Origin of the sequence: Clostridium ragsdalei P11 (assembly GCF_001675165.1) — a bacterium.
Classification (GTDB): domain Bacteria; phylum Bacillota; class Clostridia; order Clostridiales; family Clostridiaceae; genus Clostridium_B; species Clostridium_B ragsdalei.
Genome location: NZ_LROS01000037.1, coordinates 1 through 19,065, shown reverse-complemented (window position 1 = coordinate 19,065; position 19,065 = coordinate 1). Strand labels below are relative to the sequence as shown.

The following is a 19,065-nucleotide window of genomic DNA, read 5'->3' as shown; positions in this document are numbered from 1 at the left end:
TTATAGAGTCAGAGCTTTTTGGATATGAAGAAGGAGCTTTTACAGGTGCCAAAAAAGGTGGAAACCTTGGAAAATTTGAATTGGCAGATGGTGGAACTATGATGCTGGATGAAATTGGAGAAATGCCACTTGATATGCAGACAAAGCTTCTAAGAGTTGTACAGGAAGGCGTAATAACGAGAATAGGGAGTTCAAAGTCTATACCTGTAGATGTAAGAATTATAGCTGTCACAAACAGAGATTTAAAAAAAGAAGTGGAAGCTGGAAGATTTAGAAAAGACTTATATTACAGATTAAATGTTCTGCCTTTATATTTACCTCCACTTAGAGAAAGAAAAAAGGATATACCTATTCTTATTCAATATTTTGTTAAGAGTATAGCACAAAAATTAAATAAAAAAGAGCCAGCTATATTAAAAGAATACTTGAAGAAAATGATTAACTACAATTGGCCTGGAAACATAAGGGAATTAGAAAACTTGGTTGAGCTAATTGTAAATACAGGATCTATACCTGCAGATTATTTTACAGAAGAGAATTGTGATAATGAGGTACTTGTAGATATTAGTGATGATTGTTTAAAGTTAGATTATGTGGAAAAAGAACATGTAATTAAAGTATTGAAGAAATTTGAAGGAAATATAACCCATTCAGCAGCAGCACTGGGTATAAGAAGAAATACTTTGTACAGCAAAATAAAAAAATATGAAATAGAAATATAAATTTTTTATACAGAGAAGAAAGAGAGATGGGAACTTTTAAGAAAAAATATTTTTTATTTTGTAGTATATAAAAAATATCCTATAGAGTTTTTTATATACTCTATAAGATATTTTTTAAACATTTCTTCCAAAATTTAATCAAGGAATAGTAAATATTTCTTCATATAATATTATGTGAAGAATTACAGTATTTATGTATGAAAATTTAAGAGTGATGCTGTGAAAATGAAATACTTAAAGGTTATACAGATAGATATTAAATTTTATACAATATTTTGTTGTTTTATTCATTTTTAAACAATTGTTGACAATAAAAAAGTTATAATATTGTAATCAAGATATTATACATGAAATAATAGTTATAAAGTTCTGAGTAATAACTTAAAAAATAAGTTAACAGATTTCAAATGAATAGATTTATAAAAGGTTACACATTCTACTAAAAAGAAAGAACTTACTTTTGTTCTTTTTTATGCAAATTTTAAATAGGAGGTCTTTTTTATGAAGAAAAAACTTGCACTATTATTAAGTTTAATCTTTGTTTTTTTAGTGGGATGTACTACTAAACAACAAGAAGCTGCCAAACCAAAGGAAGCTAGAAGTATGGTACTAGCTACTACTACCAGTACACAGGATACGGGACTTTTAGATTATCTAGTTCCATTATTTAAAAAGGACACTGGAATAGATGTAAAGGTAGTAGCAAAAGGAACAGGAGAAGCTTTAAAGCTTGCACAAAATGGTGATGCTGATTGTCTTTTAGTACATGATAAATCAAAAGAAGAAGAATTCATAAAAAATGGTTATGGACTTAAAAGAAATGATGTAATGTATAATGATTTTATTATTGTAGGACCAACTGAAGATCCTGCTAAGATTAAAGAAAAGGCTTATAATAATCCAATTGATGCTTTGAAGATAATTAAGGATAGTAATGTTAAATTTATTTCAAGAGGAGATGAATCAGGTACTCACAGTAAGGAAAAAGGCTTATGGAAGTCTGCAGAAATTACACCTAGTGGAAGTTGGTACGTATCTGCAGGTAAGGGAATGGGTGCAGTATTACAAATGGCAGATGAAATGAAAGCCTATACTTTAACTGATAGGGGAACATATTTATCTATGAAAAACAAGTTAAAGCTTCAAATTGTTACAGAGAAAAGTCCTCAGTTATATAATCAATATGGAGTAATAAAATTAAATCCTGCAAAGAACCCTAAGCTTAAGGAAAAAGAAGCAGATGAATTTTACAATTGGATTTTGTCTGATAAAATTCAAAAAAATATAGGTGAATATGGAAAAGACAAATATGGTCAGGCACTTTTTATTCCAAATGCTAAAAAATAATTTATAATGGGAGACAAATTTAAAATGCTAATACTTATAAAAGACATACTTCCTGTTATAAGTATGTCCCTAATAGTATCCCTATCATCTACAGTTATGGCAGCAGCAGCAGGAATAACTATAGGGGTTTTAGCAGGACTAAAAGATTTCAAATTGAAAAAGGTTATGGTAAGGTTATTAGAGACCCTTATGAGTACTCCGCCAGTGCTCATGGGGCTTTTAGTATATTTATTACTTTCAAGAAAAGGTATTTTAGGCAGTCTGGAGCTTTTATTTACTCCAACAGCTATGATTATAGCACAGACACTATTGGTATTTCCTATAATAATTGGCCTTACAATTAGTTCAACACAAAAGCAAGGTAGGGAGATTAAAAAAAATTGTGAAGTGCTTGGTGCTTCAAGATTTAAAACTTTATTAACCATAATTATCGAAATGAAGGAACAGTTACTTACTATAGCTGCTACTGGCTTTGGAAGAGCTATTTCAGAAGTTGGAGCAGTAATGATGGTAGGAGGAAATATTAAAGATCATACAAGAGTAATGACCACATATATAGCATTAGAAACAGGAAAAGGAAATTTTGAAGGAGCTATCATCATAGGAGTAATACTACTTTCTATTTCTCTAATTATAAATGTCATTTTACACAAATTTCGGGGAAGTGAAATTGATGAATATTGAGGTTTTAAATATTATAAAACAATATGGAAATAGGGTAGTGCTAAATATAGATAAATTTAATTTTAAACAGGCAGGAATATATATAATTTTAGGTTTAAATGGAAGTGGAAAAAGCACATTTCTTGAGTGTATAGCAGGAGTAAATAGGGTTAATTCAGGAAGCATAAAATACGACGATGAAGGTTTTGAAGATGCAAAAGATAAAATTTCAATGTTACTTCAGAAACCATATATTTTCAATACTTCTGTTAAGGAAAATATAATAAAAGGACTTCTATTTAAAGAGAAAAGGTGGGAAGAGCTTTTACAAAAGTATAGTTTCTATATTAAAGATTTTGATATGGAAAAATTAATGGATAAGAATGCAAAAACTTTATCTGGTGGAGAAAAAGCAAAAACAGCTCTTTTAAGAGTAGCTATGCTGGAGACAAAGATAACTTTATTAGATGAACCAACTGCCAGCATGGACTTAGAAAGCACATTAGTTGCTGAAAAATTAATAAAAAGTATGTGTTTAAATGGCAGAATTGTAATAATGATTACCCATGATTTGTATCAGGCAAAGAGAATAGCTGACTATGTTCTGTATATGGATAAAGGTAAAATTATCGAATATGGAGATAAGGTTCAGTTTTTTACAAATCCTTCAAATGAAAAACTTAAAATGTGGTTAAATGCAGATTGCATAAAATAGGATTAAATACTAAAATCATCACTTCGATGGTGAAAGATAGGAGGCAATAAAGTATGGACTTTTATAAGGTGTCATCAGTTGAGGAGGTAAAAGACACAATTAATTCTAATTTTTCTATAAGTTTAGGGAAAGAATTAATAGACTTAAAAGAATGTAATGACAGAATATTATATGAGGATATTGTTTCACCGTTAAATGTTCCAGGTTTTAAAAGATCTATTGTGGATGGATATGCAGTAAAGTGTAAGGAAGTACAGGGAGCTAGTGAAAGTATGCCATCTATGCTTGATTTAAAGGGAGAAGTTATAATGGGCAAGATGCCTTCTAAATCATTGGAATTTCCAGGAGAATGTATGTACATACCAACTGGAGGAATGCTTCCTGAGGGTGCAGATAGTGTGGTAATGATTGAGTATACTGATAAAATGGATGATACTACTATACTTGTGAATAAGCCAGTTGCATTTGGTGAAAATGTGCTTAATGAAGATGAAGATGTGGAATTAGGGGAAACTGTGCTTAAAGCAGGAACAGTACTTAAACCCTATAGTATAAGCATGCTGTCCAGTTTGGGAATTATTAAGGTACCAGTAATTTGCAGACCAAAGGTGGGGATAATTTCTACTGGGGATGAAATTATATCACCAGAAGAATATCCAAAGCCTGGTCAAATCAGAGACATAAATTCATATCTTTTGTATTCTTCTGTCATTGAAGATGGTGGAGAAGCAATATTCTATGGAGTCATAAGAGATGATTATGAAAAATTATTTGAAACTGCAAAAAAAGCTAATGAAGAATGTGATGTAGTTCTCATATCTGGTGGAAGTTCAGTAGGAAAGAAGGATCAAACTGCGAAAATTATTGATGAACTTGGTAAGCCAGGTATACTTCTTCACGGAATATCAATAAAACCAGGTAAACCAACTATACTAGGAAAAGTTAAAAATAAACCTATATTTGGGTTGCCAGGACATCCTCTTTCCTGTGCAGTAGTTTATAGAATAATAGTTAGATATTTTTTACAGAGAATGATGAAATTTGAAGAAGTTGAATATCCTATTCCTTGTAAGTTTAGTACTAACTATCATAAAGCCAAAGGAAGGGAAGAATATCTTCCAGTTACAATTAAAAATATAGAAGGAGAATATATAGCTGTACCTGTTTTAACCAAGTCTGCTGCAATTAGTGGATTTACCAAGGCCTGGGGTTATGTAAAGATAGATAAAAATGTAGAGGGAATTTTTAAAGATCAACAGGTATATGTTTATAAATTTCAGAGGTGATATTATGGCACAGAAAGTATATTTATCAAATTATGAATTTAAAGAAGCATTAAATAAATATTTAAGTGAAATAAGTTCTGTATTTCTTAATAAAGAAGTAATAAACACAGAAGAAGGTTTAGGCAGAGTTATTGCACAGGCGGTTTATTCAAAAATTTCTTCCCCTTTTTATAATTGTTCTGCCATGGATGGTATTGCCCTTCATAGTTCTAAAACTATAGGAGCATCCGAAAAGCATCCTATTGTGCTAGAGGAAGGGAAGGATTATATAGTAGTAGATACAGGAGATCCAGTTCCAAAGGAATATGACTGTGTGATAATGGTAGAGGATATAGTTAACATAGCTGAAAATAGAATTCAAATATATAAAAGTGCAGCTCCCTGGCAGAATATACGTCCATTAGGTGAAGATATAGTGGAAAAGCAACTTATTGTTCCATCAGGTCATACTGTAAGACCTGTAGACATAGGAGCAATGCTGGCAGGAGGAGTGAATACAATTGAAGTTTACAAAAAACCTTTAGTAGGCATTATACCAACAGGTACTGAGATAGTGGAACCAGGCAGTGACCTTAAAGTTGGAGATATAATTGATTTTAATTCAAGGACTTTTAGTGCACAAGTAATTGAATATGGAGGAACACCAAAAAGGTATGGTATAGTAAAAGATAATTATGAAATTTTAAAGGAAACTTTAAAAAAAGCTGTTTCAGAGTGTGATATAGTTATAATCAATGCTGGTTCTTCTGCAGGAAGAGAAGATTTTACCAGTGATTTAATTGCTGATTTAGGAAAAGTTTATGTACATGGTATTGCTATAAAACCAGGAAAACCTACTATTATGGGACGAATTAATAATAAACCTGTTCTTGGTATACCTGGATATCCTGTTTCTGCTTATATCATAATGGAAAAAGTCCTTAAGAAAATAGTAGAAAATTATCAAGGATTGAAGACAAAAGAACCTCAAAAGGTAGATGCAATTTTATCCAGAAGAATTATGTCATCCTTAAAACATTTAGAATTTGTGAGAATGAAGCTTGGATATGTGGGAAATAAGATTATTGCAACACCACTATCAAGAGGAGCAGGTGCCACTATGTCACTTGTTAGAGCCGATGGAACATTAGAGGTTCCTCAAAATGTAGAAGGTATTGAAGCAGGAACAAAAGTTGAAATAAGTCTCATGAGGGATATGGAGGAAATTAAAAACACTATTGTGTGTATAGGCAGCCATGATCCTATTTTGGATGTATTGTCAGATATGCTTCATTTAAGCAGTAAACATTACTATTTATCTTCAGCTCATACAGGAAGTATGGGTGGAATAATGGCACTTAAAAATGAAGAAACACATATTGCTCCGATTCATTTATTGGATATGGAAACTGGAGAATATAATATTTCTTATATCAATAAGTATTTAAAAAATAAAGATATAGCATTGATAAAAGTAGTAAAAAGAATTCAAGGACTTATGGTTCAAAAGGGTAATCCTTTGTCACTTAAAAGTATTTCAGATATATCAGAAAAAAATGTGCGTTTTGTAAATAGACAAAGAGGAGCAGGTACAAGATTACTTTTAGATTACTATTTAAAAAAGCTTCATATTTCACCTGACCAAATTAATGGTTATGAAAGAGAAGAGTTTACACACCTTTCAGTGGCAGCTGCAGTAGCTAATGGAGATGTTGATTGTGGTCTTGGAGTATATTCCGCAGCAGATATGATGGGCCTTGATTTCATTCCAGTTTGCAATGAGGAATACGATTTTGCAGTGCCTGTACAGTATTTGGAGCTTGATATAATTAAAGAGCTGCTTAAGGTTATGAAAAGCAGTGAATTTTTAAAGAAGCTTGATGAACTTGGAGGCTATGATTACTCGGATATATGTAATATAATATACTAAACTTTCGCAGTTTAAAAATATTGCGAAGCAATATTTTTTAAAGAACAAAGAACAAAGTACAAATATCAAATAATTAATGATAATTTTCTTTCTAACGTCAGAAAATATTAATATTATAGATTTCCTGAGGCACGAAGGAAATCATCCTTATCTGTTATTTGTTCTTTAAACTTTGTACTTTTCAAATGCTTTGCTTAGTATATTAAGTTAAAGTTTTGTATGTGCGAAAGTTGAGTAATATATTTAAAAGATAAGTTGTATGAAGGGAGATACTTGGATGCCTAGCATTTTATCGATAAATATAGGTGAGAAGAAAGGAGTTGTTAAGAAGAATATTGAAAAGGGATATTTTGAAATAAATCATGGTATTGTAGGAGATATTCATGCAGGAAAATTAGATAGACAGGTGAGTTTACTGGGACAGGAAAGCATTGATAAGATAAAAAAATCAGGAATAGATGGCTTTTGTACAGTTAAATTTACTGAAAATCTTACTACCTTTGGTTTAGATTTATATAAGTTGTCTGTTGGTACAAAAGTGAAAATAGGTGAAGCTGTTTTAGAAATTACTGAAGTTGGAAAACAGTGTCATAAAGGATGTGAAAGAAGAAAATTAGCAGATGACTGTGTTATGACTAGAGAATGCGTATTTGCTAAAGTGCTAAGTTCTGGATGGATTAAAAGAGGAGATAAAATTGAAATAATATGAAAAGTGATAATGAAAAAGTATATAGAAAATCAGTAAAAAAGATATCTCAAAGTTGTGCTATATATACTTTTGATAAAATAATAGGAAAAAGTAAAAGTTTTGTAAGCGTAATAGAGTATGCAAAAAAAATATCTGATAGTACATCTACTGTATTGATAACTGGTGAGAGTGGTACAGGTAAAGAGATCTTTGCACAAGCTATACATAATTTAAGTAGTAGAAGAGATAAAATCTTTATTGCAGTAAATTGTGGCGCTATACCATCAAATCTTATCGAGTCAGAGTTGCTTGGCTATGAAGAAGGAGCTTTTACAGGAGCTAAAAAGGGTGGCAATCTTGGAAAATTTGAGTTAGCACATGGTGGAACTATTTTTTTAGATGAAATAGGTGAAATGTCCTTAGAGACACAAGTAAGACTTTTAAGGGTTATAGAAGAAGGCGTTGTAAGCAGAGTTGGAGGTTCTAAACAGATTCCTGTAGATGTCAGGATTATAGCAGCTACAAATAAAGACTTACAAGAGGAAGTAAAAAAGGGAAGATTTAGAAAGGATTTATTTTATAGACTTAATGTACTTCCTCTATGGCTTCCACCTTTAAGAGATAGAAAAGAAGATATCCCTATTTTGATAGATTACTATATGACTAAAGTAAGTAAGAAGCTAAACAAGAATAAGTTTAAAATTGATAGTACTGTAATGAATAAATTTTTGGAATATGATTGGCCTGGGAATATAAGGGAATTAGAAAATGTTGTTGAACTTATAGTAAATACAGAAAAGATTCCAGATTATATACTTAAACTACATAAAACTTCTGTAGTTGGAAACAATAAAGTTGCTGAAGGTTCTATGAATTTTGAAAGTATGAAGCTTGAAGATGTAGAAAAAAATCATATTATAAAGGTTCTTAAAAGCTTCAGTGGAAATATAAGTTTAGCGGCTAAGGCAATGGGAATTGGAAGAAATACCTTATATAGAAAGATGGAAAAGTATCACATAGAATGTTCCGAAACAGAACAATGATCTGGAATGGAACAAAATTGCACCAGAATGGAACAGTTTGCTTGGTGTAATACCCTCAAAACACAATATTTTATTATTGGCATGGTTTATGCTACATATAATAATTGTTTGAATAATCAATTTTTTAGGAGGGTTTTTATGTACGGATATAATGGTAAGGTATTAAGAATTAATCTAAGTAGTAAAACTTATATAGTGGAAGAATTGAAAATTGACAAAGCTAAAAAATTTATAGGTGCAAGAGGTTTAGGCGTAAAAACCTTATTTGACGAAGTAGATCCAAAGGTAGATCCATTATCACCTGATAACAAATTTATTATAGCAGCGGGACCACTTACAGGTGCGCCTGTTCCAACAAGCGGAAGATTCATGGTAGTTACTAAATCACCTTTAACAGGAACTATTGCTATTGCAAATTCAGGTGGAAAATGGGGAGCAGAATTCAAAGCAGCTGGATACGATATGATAATCGTTGAAGGTAAATCTGATAAAGAAGTTTATGTAAATATAGTAGATGATAAAGTAGAATTTAGGGATGCTTCTCATGTTTGGGGAAAACTAACAGAAGAAACTACAAAAATGCTTCAACAGGAAACAGATTCGAGAGCTAAGGTTTTATGCATAGGACCAGCTGGGGAAAAATTATCACTTATGGCAGCAGTTATGAATGATGTTGATAGAACAGCAGGACGTGGTGGTGTTGGAGCTGTTATGGGCTCAAAGAACTTAAAAGCTATTGTAGTTAAAGGAAGCGGAAAAGTAAAATTATTTGATGAGCAAAAAGTGAAAGAAGTAGCACTTGAGAAAACAAATATTTTAAGAAAAGATCCAGTAGCTGGTGGAGGACTTCCAACATACGGAACAGCTGTACTTGTTAATATTATAAATGAAAATGGCGTACATCCAGTAAAAAATTTCCAAAAATCTTATACAGATCAGGCAGATAAGATCAGTGGAGAAACTTTAACTAAAGATTGCTTAGTTAGAAAAAATCCTTGCTATAGGTGTCCAATTGCCTGTGGAAGATGGGTAAAACTTGATGATGGAACTGAATGTGGAGGACCAGAATATGAAACATTATGGTCATTTGGATCTGATTGTGATGTATACGATATAAATGCTGTAAATACAGCAAATATGTTGTGTAATGAATATGGATTAGATACCATTACAGCAGGATGTACTATTGCAGCAGCTATGGAACTTTATCAAAGAGGTTATATTAAGGATGAAGAAATAGCAGCAGATGGATTGTCACTTAATTGGGGAGATGCTAAGTCCATGGTTGAATGGGTAAAGAAAATGGGACTTAGAGAAGGATTTGGAGACAAGATGGCAGATGGTTCATACAGACTTTGTGACTCATACGGTGTACCTGAGTATTCAATGACTGTAAAAAAACAAGAAATCCCAGCATATGACCCAAGAGGAATACAGGGACATGGTATAACTTATGCTGTTAACAATAGGGGAGGGTGTCATATTAAGGGATATATGGTAAGCCCTGAAATACTTGGTTATCCAGAAAAACTTGATAGACTTGCAGTGGAAGGAAAAGCAGGATATGCTAGAGTATTCCATGATTTAACAGCTGTTATAGATTCACTTGGATTATGTATTTTTACAACATTTGGTCTTGGTGCACAGGATTATGTTGATTTGTATAATGCAGTAGTTGGTGGAGAATTACATGATGTAGACTCTTTAATGTTAGCTGGAGATAGAATATGGACTTTAGAAAAAATATTTAACTTAAAGGCAGGCATAGATAGTTCACAGGATACTCTTCCAAAGAGATTGCTTGAGGAACCAGTTCCAGAAGGACCATCAAAAGGAGAGATTCATAGATTAGATGTACTTCTTCCTGAATATTATTCAGTACGTGGATGGGATAAAAATGGTATACCTACAGAGGAAACGTTAAAGAAATTAGGATTAGATGAATATGTAGGTAAGTTTTAATTAAATTAATTAGAGATTAGACTTCATGTATTAAAAAAGACATCTTGTCTCTGTATATGAAGTCTATTTTCTTAGCCTAAGGAGGTGGAAACTTGAAAATAGAAGTTAGATTATTTGCTTATTTTAGAAAAGATAGAGATAAAAAATTGTTTTTAGAATTTGACGAGCCAGTAACACCTGCAGATATATTTAAAAAGATAAATATTAAGGAAGAAGAAGTAGCTATTTTACTTATAAATGGTAGGGATGGTAAAGCAAATACAGAACTTAATGACAATGATGTCTTATCATTGTTCCCACCAGTAGGAGGCGGTTAAATTTGGAACGTTATGTTAGAAATATGAAAACCCTATCAAAAGAAGAAAATGATAACTTAAAGAACTTTAAAGTTTGTGTTGTTGGCTGTGGAGGAATTGGTGGTTATGTTATTGAAATGCTTGGAAGAATAGGAATAGGAAATATTACTGCAGTAGATGGGGATGTATTTGAGGAATCTAATTTGAATAGGCAAATACTTTCAAGTACAGACACTATAGGTTTTAGTAAAGCATTGGAAGCAAAGGTTAGAATGGAAAAAGTAAATCCATTAATAGAGGTAAAAGCATTAGGAAAAATGCTTTCAGAAGATAATGCCTGCAGTATTTTAAGTAATCACGATGTAGTAGTAGATGCTCTTGACAGCATACCAGTAAGATTGTTACTTCAACGCAGCTGTAAAAAACTTAATATACCAATGGTTTATGGAGCTATAGCAGGATGGTATGCTCAAGTTACTACTATATTCCCAGGAGATGATACCTTAAACAAGATTTATAATGTAGATAAGCGAACAGCCAAAGGAATCGAAAAGGAAATGGGTAATCCATCGTTTATACCAGCTTTAGCAGCTTCAATTGAAGTAAGTGAAGTAATAAAGCTTCTTTTAGGTAGAGGAGAACTTTTAAGAAAAAAGATGGCCTTTATAGATCTTCTCTCAACTGAGTATGATATAATTCCCCTGTGATAAACAGGATTCTTGCTGATTTAGCACTTAGAAGGCGTTATCTTTTAGAAAAAATATATAAGTAAGTATAATATTACAGGACTTCAAGTTTTTGATCCTAACGCTAAGCCTATGGAGATAAAACCAATGAGTATGTCATGAAAATGATGTGCTTTCCGTGTTTGAGAAGAAGGCCATTGCAAATATCGAGAGAATAGGTATGTGCTTTTGGCATGTGCCTATTTTTTATATATCTGTATTGGCAAAAACTTGACAAAATTAATGACACCTAGGCAAAGGAAGGATGTTCGGTTATTGCAGGAAGGAGAGAACTGATATGAAATTAGAGGTTAAAAACGCTATTTGTGGTTATGGTACAAGCATTATAGTAAAAAATATATCTATGAATGTAAGCTCGGGAGAAATATTATGTTTGTTAGGACCTAATGGTGTAGGAAAAACAACTTTCTTTAAGACTATATTAGGATTCTTAAAGTTAAAGGGTGGGGAAATACTTTTGGATGGAGAGAATATACATAATTGGTCTAGAAAGAAATTAGCTAAAACTATTGGTTATGTACCTCAGGCACATACACCCCCTTTTCCATTTAAAGTTTTTGATGTGGTATTGATGGGGAGAACTGCTCACCTTTCAATGTTTTCTTCTCCTACAAAAGAAGATATGGACATTGCAGAAGAGGCCATAAATACTTTGAAAATATCCTATCTAAAGGACAAGGTATATACGGAAATAAGCGGTGGTGAAAGGCAAATGGTTTTAATTGCTAGGGCTCTTGCTCAGCAGCCCAAAATGTTAATAATGGATGAACCAACTTCTAATTTGGATTTTGGAAATCAGATTAGAGTACTAGAACAGATAAATAAGCTTTCTGAAAGAGGATTAGCAGTTGTTATGACTTCACATTTTCCCAATCATGCTTTTCTATGTTCCACAAAAGTGGCACTTATGGAAAAAAGCAATGTATTTACAGTAGGCAGCGTGAATGAGGTTGTAACAGAGGATATGCTTAAAAAAGCATATGGTATTAATGTAAAAATTATAACTACAGTTGATTCAAATGGACAGCAAATCAAAGCCTGCATACCTATGATTAACTAAAATATTTTACATTAAAGAGACATTTTCTATAAACAAAATAGGAGTAGGAGGCTGTTTCATGCAAACGTTAAGAGGAGAAAGTGTAAAAAAAAGCAATATAATATCTATAAAAATTATACTTATTATCCTGGCCCTTTTTACATTTTTGATTTCATTTACTATGGGAAGGTATTCAGTATCATTTAAAGATCTTTTTTATATATTTTATGCAAAAATATTTGGGTTACCTCAAATCTGGTCTGAAAATGTTGATACTGTATTATTTAAAATAAGATTACCAAGGATTATAGCTGCGTTATTAATTGGTTCTTCACTTTCAGTAGCTGGGACTACATATCAATGCCTATTTAAAAATCCTATGGTTTCTCCTGATATATTAGGTGCTTCAGCAGGTGCCGGTTTTGGTGCTGCAATGGGACTTTTATTATCTTTTAATATGGCAGGAGTACAATTTCTTGCTTTTGCCTTTGGCATGGGTGCAGTTCTTATTACTTATGCTGTTAGTAAGGTTATTGGACGTAGTAATAATACAACTTTAATATTGGTACTTACGGGTATAGTGGTATCATCCCTTTTTCAATCCCTTATTTCTTTAACAAAATATGTAGCTGATCCAGACAGTAAACTTCCAGCAATAACGTTCTGGCTTATGGGTGGTCTTTCTACCATAACCTTTAAAGAAATTCATATTCTTTTAATTACATTTATTATAGGAGTTGTTCCAATTTTATTATTGAGATGGAAGTTAAATGTTATTTCTTTTGGTGAAGAAGAAGCAAAATCACTAGGAATAAATACAGATAGAATGAGAATTATTTTAATATTTTGTTCTACTTTATTAACTGCTGCCTCTGTTTCTATGGCTGGAATAATTGGATGGGTAGGCTTGGTTATTCCTCATGTGACTAGGATGATTGTAGGTCCTAATTATAAAGATCTTTTACCAGGTTCTATATTAATTGGAGGCGCTTATCTTCTTTTAATTGATAACATCTCTCGTACCATATTTTCTATGGAAATACCACTAGGTATTTTAACGTCATTAATAGGCGCACCATTCTTTATAACTATTTTATTAAAAGGAAGGAGGCAGTAATATGAAGCTAAAAATTAGTGAACTTCTAATAAATTGGTATATTTAATAAAAATATTTTAAGTAATCTGGTAAAACAAAACTAATACCTAATTTATTATAATTTTTATTATGAAAGGATGTATAAAAATGAAAAAAATAACAACAATTATTCTATGTATTTTCTTAATGATGTTTTTTACTGCTTGCAATTCAAGTCAATCGACTCAATCATCAAACAAATCTTCTTCGACACAAGAAACTAGCTCAAAAACAAAAACTATTACAGATACTTCTGGTGCAAAAGTTCAAGTTCCTACAAAAATAAACAAGGTTGCTGATTCTTGGAAGGCACATAATGAAGTTTTATCAGTATTAGGCGATGGTGATAAAATTGTGGAAACAGTGCTTAGTGAAAAATCTATGCCTTGGTTATATAAAGTTAATCCAGCTATGAAAAAAGCAGTTACTACTTTTGGTGCAAATTTTAATACAGAGGATTTAATGAAAAATAAACCTGACATAGTATTTGTATCTTCTGGTGATGCAAATGCTAATAAAATTTCTAGTTTAGGAATTCCAGTAGTTCAATTAAATTTTACTACTTTTGACACAATGAAAAAATGTGTATCTTTAACTGGTGAAATTTTAGGTGGAGATGCTGCAAAGCGTGCAGATAAATATAACAAATATTTAGATGATAAGGTTAAAATGGTTAAAGATGTTACCTCAAAAATACCAGATAGTGAAAGACCTAAAGTTCTTCATGTAGAGTCGCTGTCTCCAATTGGTGTAGATGGAAGCAAAACTATTATTAATGAATGGATTGAAGCAGCTGGAGGAGTAAACGCTGCAAAGGATGTTACTGGAAATATGAAGGAAGTATCCTTAGAACAAGTAATTCAGTGGAATCCTGATATTATTATATTTGGGGCTAATGGTGCTAGTGGTAAAGTTAACTCTATAGATAAATTAATTAATGATCCAAATTGGCAGAAGATATCAGCAGTTAAAAATGGAAAAGTATATCAAAATCCTACTGGTGCATTTTTATGGGATCGTTACAGTTGTGAAGAAGCGCTTCAAGTTCAATGGGCTGCTAAAACAATTCATCCAGATAAATTTAAAGATTTAGACATAGCTGCTGAAACAAAAAATTTCTATAAAACATTTTTAAACTATAATCTTACTAATGAAGAGGTAGATAAAATATTGAAAGCACAATCTCCTGGAAAATAGTAATGAATAAGCAAGTAAGCTCTAAAGTATATGCTAATTGTGATCCATATTGGAACGTTTTAAAAAAACAGAAATAGTATTGTACGTTATTTGACCACTTTTTTAAAAATAAAATGATAATATTGTATTTTTTTTGAGCATTTTGGCAATATGGAGAACTGTATTGCTTATTATTTAAGCATTTTATTATAAAATAAAAAAACGTTATTAAATTATTTACTATGAATTCACTTGATAATCAACACATTGCATGTAATGTTGATTATTGAGTGTTTTTTTGTAACCATATTTGGCACAATTTATGCTCTATAACATTTCTGAAATAAATATATGTATATGAGGAGGAATTTCAATGTATGGTTATAATGGTAAAGTATTAAGAATTAATTTAAAAGAAAGAACTTGCAAATCAGAAAATTTAGATTTAGATAAAGCTAAAAAGTTTATAGGCTGTAGGGGACTAGGTGTTAAAACTTTATTTGATGAAATAGATCCTAAAATAGATGCATTATCACCAGAAAATAAATTTATAATTGTAACAGGTCCGTTAACTGGAGCTCCAGTTCCAACTAGTGGAAGGTTTATGGTAGTTACTAAAGCACCGCTTACAGGAACTATAGGAATTTCAAATTCGGGTGGAAAATGGGGAGTAGACTTGAAAAAAGCTGGCTGGGATATGATAATAGTAGAGGATAAGGCTGATTCACCAGTTTACATTGAAATAGTAGATGATAAAGTAGAAATTAAAGATGCGTCACAGCTTTGGGGAAAAGTTACATCAGAAACTACAAAAGAGTTAGAAAAGATAACTGAGAATAGATCAAAGGTATTATGTATAGGACCTGCTGGTGAAAGATTGTCCCTTATGGCAGCAGTTATGAATGATGTAGATAGAACTGCAGCAAGAGGCGGCGTTGGTGCAGTTATGGGATCTAAAAACTTAAAAGCTATTACAGTTAAAGGAACTGGAAAAATAGCTTTAGCTGATAAAGAAAAAGTAAAAAAAGTGTCCGTAGAAAAAATTACAACATTAAAAAATGATCCAGTAGCTGGTCAGGGAATGCCAACTTATGGTACAGCTATACTGGTTAATATAATAAATGAAAATGGAGTTCATCCTGTAAATAATTTTCAAGAATCTTATACGGATCAAGCAGATAAAATAAGTGGAGAGACTCTTACTGCTAACCAACTAGTAAGGAAAAATCCTTGTTACAGCTGTCCTATAGGTTGTGGAAGATGGGTTAGACTAAAAGATGGTACAGAGTGCGGAGGACCGGAGTATGAAACACTGTGGTGTTTTGGCTCTGACTGTGGTTCATATGATTTAGATGCTATAAATGAAGCTAATATGTTATGTAATGAATATGGTATTGATACTATTACCTGTGGTGCAACAATTGCTGCAGCTATGGAACTTTATCAAAGAGGATATGTAAAAGATGAAGAAATAGCCGGAGATAACCTATCTCTCAAGTGGGGAGATACGGAGTCTATGATTGGCTGGATAAAGAAAATGGTATATAGTGAAGGCTTTGGAGCAAAGATGACAAATGGTTCATATAGGCTTTGTGAAGGTTATGGAGTACCTGAGTATTCTATGACAGTTAAAAAACAAGAAATTCCAGCATATGATCCAAGGGGAATACAGGGACATGGTATTACCTATGCAGTTAATAATAGAGGAGGATGTCATATTAAGGGATATATGATTAATCCTGAAATATTAGGTTATCCGGAAAAACTTGATAGATTTGCATTAGATGGTAAAGCAGCCTATGCCAAAATGATGCATGATTTAACTGCTGTAATTGATTCTTTAGGATTGTGCATATTCACTACATTTGGGCTTGGAATACAGGATTATGTAGATATGTATAATGCAGTAGTAGGAGAATCTACTTGTGATTCAGATTCACTATTAGAGGCAGGAGATAGAGTATGGACTCTTGAAAAATTATTTAATCTTGCAGCTGGAATAGACAGCAGCCAGGATACTCTACCAAAGAGATTGTTAGAAGAACCTATTCCAGATGGTCCATCAAAGGGACACGTTCATAGGCTAGATGTTCTTCTGCCAGAATATTACTCAGTACGAGGATGGAGTAAAGAGGGTATACCTACAGAAGAAACATTAAAGAAATTAGGATTAGATGAATATATAGGTAAGTTCTAGTTTGATTTGGTAAACTAGAAAGTAGACTTCATGTGTTAAAGAAGATAGCTTCTCTCTATATATGAAGTCTGTTTTTAATAGAAAGATGTGAATTTGAGAATAGAAGTTACATTAGTTGCTTATATATTTGCAAAAGTGTTAAGTTATGCTTAGATAAGTTCGGGAGATGAAATTCGGTTGTTATGATAAACTTCAATAGTAATAAGCAAAGCTTTGAAGCATTTATTGAATCTATACCTGAAGGCATTATGATTTGTAACATTTATGGAGAAATTAAATTTGTAAATAGTGCCTTACTACAAATTACAGGATATAGTCAAGAGTGTATAATGGACATGAATATTCAAGATATGGTATGTAACTGGAACAATATAACAAGTAATATACATAATATAAGCATTCAACAGAATATAGAAACTAGCGTAAAGTCTGTTAAGAATATACTTAAATTAAATTTAAATATATATCCATTATACACAAAAAAAATGGATGACAGGATAATCATAGTTGTTTTTAAAGAAATAAAAAAGAAAAGAAAATTAGAAGAAAGGCGATTAGAAGGAAAGGCCATATATACTTTTGATAAAATAATAGGGAAAAATAAGAATTTCTTAAACATAATAGAGTATTCAAAAAAGATATCTAATAGTAAGTCTACTATATTAATAACAGGAGAAAGTGGTACAGGAAAGGAAATTTTTGCTCAGGCTATACACAATTATAGTGACAGAAAAGAAAATGTTTTTATGGCTGTTAACTGTGGTGCAATTCCGGAAAAACTTATAGAGTCTGAACTTTTTGGGTATGAGGAAGGTGCTTTTACAGGGGCTAAAAAAGGAGGAAATTTAGGAAAGTTTGAAATAGCAAATGGTGGAACTGTATTTTTAGATGAAATAGGGGAAATGCCTGTTGAGATGCAGGTAAAGTTATTAAGAGTTATAGAAGAGGGGTTAATTGTAAGAGTCGGAGGGTACAGTCAAATACCCGTAAATGTTAGGATAATTGCAGCTACAAATAAAAATTTAAAAGAAGAAGTTGAAAATAGAAATTTCAGAAGAGATTTATTTTATAGATTAAATGTTCTTCCTATCCCACTTCCCCCTTTAAGGGATAGAAAAGATGATATTTGTTTATTAGTTGATTACTATATGAATAGAATAAGTAAGAAGTTAAATAAAAGAAAAATAAAAATTACTAGTGATCAAATGGATAAGTTAGTACAATATGAATGGCCTGGGAATATAAGAGAACTAGAAAATGTTATTGAATTTTTTATAAATATTGAGCATATAGATGAAAATATTATTCAATCAGAAGGCTTATTTAAAGAAGATAATGTGAAAAATAGTCGTATATATTATGATGGAGATTTTATGTTTAATATGAACCTTGAAAATTTAGAAAAAACACATATAGAAAATGTAATAAGAAAGTTTAAAGGAAATTTTACTTTAGCTGCTAAGGCTATGGGTATAGGAAGGAACACTCTTTATAGAAAAATCAAGAAATATAATATTTACTGATATATATAGAAGTACCATTCCAAATAGATATTATCATATTTGCATAAACTCTTAAAGATATAGCAATAAGTATTATAGCAGGTAGCCATCAGATAAAAGTTAAAAGGCAATCTTTCAATGGAAGAAATAAATTTAAAACTGTTGTTGTGATTGGAGGAATTATAATGAATGTAGCTATTTGCAAATCTGGCAACGTAGTTATATCCAAGCCAAATATAAAACTTTCACATAGAAGATGTAAAAAGTTTAATATTGATTCACATCAGATATTTAGTAAAAAAATAATAGACGATATTGAATTGCAGAAAAGATTTGCAGCTAACAGAAATTTAATATTGACTGCAGCACCTTATATGGAGCAGCTAATTAATTTTGTAAAAGGATTTAATTTTTTTGTATTACTTACAGATGGAGAAGGATGTATATTAAATGCATTAGGTGATGAAAAAATACTCTCAGAAGCCTTTTCTTTAAAAATGATACCGGGAGCCTTTATGAATGAAGAAAATATTGGAACAAATGCTATGAGTGTAGTTATAAAAAGTAAAATGCCAGTTCAAATTTCTGGAGATGATCATTTTATTAATGCATATCATAAGTGGACATGTTCTGCGGCGC

15 protein-coding genes, 2 pseudogenes and 1 riboswitch are annotated in these 19,065 nt (G+C 31.5%); all 17 genes and pseudogenes read left to right on the top strand.

Annotated elements, in window-relative coordinates; all coding sequences use genetic code 11:
* Positions 1-722 (top strand): sigma 54-interacting transcriptional regulator (locus CLRAG_RS14755; protein ID WP_167351578.1); only part of this gene is annotated, 722 nt, incomplete at its 5' end.
* 501 nt (positions 723-1,223) lie between these two features.
* On the top strand, positions 1,224-2,069 hold the full coding sequence (locus CLRAG_RS14750) for an ABC transporter substrate-binding protein (RefSeq protein ID WP_065079095.1): 846 nt from the start codon (positions 1,224-1,226) through the stop codon (positions 2,067-2,069).
* Between the two features lie 24 nt (positions 2,070-2,093).
* Positions 2,094-2,753 (top strand): ABC transporter permease, encoded by a 660-nt coding sequence (locus tag CLRAG_RS14745; protein WP_065079096.1) that lies wholly within the window; start codon positions 2,094-2,096, stop codon positions 2,751-2,753.
* Positions 2,743-3,447, top strand: coding sequence for an ATP-binding cassette domain-containing protein (locus CLRAG_RS14740; RefSeq protein WP_065079097.1), 705 nt, complete (start codon positions 2,743-2,745; stop codon positions 3,445-3,447). Before CLRAG_RS14745 ends, CLRAG_RS14740 begins: the two co-directional genes overlap by 11 nt.
* 53 nt (positions 3,448-3,500) lie before the next feature.
* Positions 3,501-4,733 (top strand): molybdopterin molybdotransferase MoeA, encoded by a 1,233-nt coding sequence (locus CLRAG_RS14735; RefSeq protein ID WP_065079098.1) that lies wholly within the window; start codon positions 3,501-3,503, stop codon positions 4,731-4,733.
* 4 nt (positions 4,734-4,737) lie between these two features.
* Positions 4,738-6,642, top strand: a complete 1,905-nt coding sequence (locus CLRAG_RS14730) for a molybdopterin biosynthesis protein (RefSeq protein WP_065079108.1) — start codon at positions 4,738-4,740, stop codon at positions 6,640-6,642.
* A 277-nt stretch (positions 6,643-6,919) separates the two neighbouring features.
* The gene (locus CLRAG_RS14725) at positions 6,920-7,351 is read left to right on the top strand and encodes an MOSC domain-containing protein (protein WP_065079099.1); all 432 of its coding nucleotides are present in this window, start codon (positions 6,920-6,922) and stop codon (positions 7,349-7,351) included.
* Between the two features lie 2 nt (positions 7,352-7,353).
* Positions 7,354-8,373 (top strand): annotated as a pseudogene (locus tag CLRAG_RS14720) (sigma-54 interaction domain-containing protein); the annotation flags it as partial.
* A gap of 138 nt (positions 8,374-8,511) precedes the next feature.
* Positions 8,512-10,335, top strand: a complete 1,824-nt coding sequence (locus tag CLRAG_RS14715) for an aldehyde ferredoxin oxidoreductase family protein (protein WP_065079101.1) — start codon at positions 8,512-8,514, stop codon at positions 10,333-10,335.
* 92 nt (positions 10,336-10,427) lie between these two features.
* Complete coding sequence (locus tag CLRAG_RS14710; RefSeq protein ID WP_023161668.1) at positions 10,428-10,652, top strand: MoaD/ThiS family protein; 225 nt, start codon at positions 10,428-10,430, stop codon at positions 10,650-10,652.
* A gap of 2 nt (positions 10,653-10,654) precedes the next feature.
* On the top strand, positions 10,655-11,338 hold the full coding sequence (locus CLRAG_RS14705) for a HesA/MoeB/ThiF family protein (RefSeq protein ID WP_065079109.1): 684 nt from the start codon (positions 10,655-10,657) through the stop codon (positions 11,336-11,338).
* A gap of 69 nt (positions 11,339-11,407) precedes the next feature.
* A riboswitch (molybdenum cofactor riboswitch) is annotated at positions 11,408-11,526 on the top strand.
* Positions 11,527-11,654: 128 nt separating this feature from the next.
* Positions 11,655-12,437, top strand: a complete 783-nt coding sequence (locus CLRAG_RS14700; RefSeq protein WP_065079103.1) for an ABC transporter ATP-binding protein — start codon at positions 11,655-11,657, stop codon at positions 12,435-12,437.
* Positions 12,438-12,495: 58 nt separating this feature from the next.
* Positions 12,496-13,533 carry a FecCD family ABC transporter permease gene (locus CLRAG_RS14695; RefSeq protein WP_065079104.1) on the top strand — a complete coding sequence of 346 codons (1,038 nt, stop codon included), beginning with the start codon at positions 12,496-12,498 and terminating at the stop codon, positions 13,531-13,533.
* Positions 13,534-13,659: 126 nt separating this feature from the next.
* Positions 13,660-14,748: an ABC transporter substrate-binding protein gene (locus tag CLRAG_RS14690; protein WP_065079105.1), complete on the top strand. Its 1,089-nt coding sequence runs from the start codon at positions 13,660-13,662 to the stop codon at positions 14,746-14,748.
* A 352-nt stretch (positions 14,749-15,100) separates the two neighbouring features.
* Positions 15,101-16,924 carry an aldehyde ferredoxin oxidoreductase family protein gene (locus CLRAG_RS14685; RefSeq protein ID WP_065079106.1) on the top strand — a complete coding sequence of 608 codons (1,824 nt, stop codon included), beginning with the start codon at positions 15,101-15,103 and terminating at the stop codon, positions 16,922-16,924.
* Between the two features lie 182 nt (positions 16,925-17,106).
* The gene (locus CLRAG_RS14680) at positions 17,107-18,447 is read left to right on the top strand and encodes a sigma-54 interaction domain-containing protein (RefSeq protein ID WP_065079107.1); all 1,341 of its coding nucleotides are present in this window, start codon (positions 17,107-17,109) and stop codon (positions 18,445-18,447) included.
* Positions 18,448-18,611: 164 nt separating this feature from the next.
* Positions 18,612-19,065 (top strand): annotated as a pseudogene (locus CLRAG_RS14675) (AAA family ATPase); the annotation flags it as partial.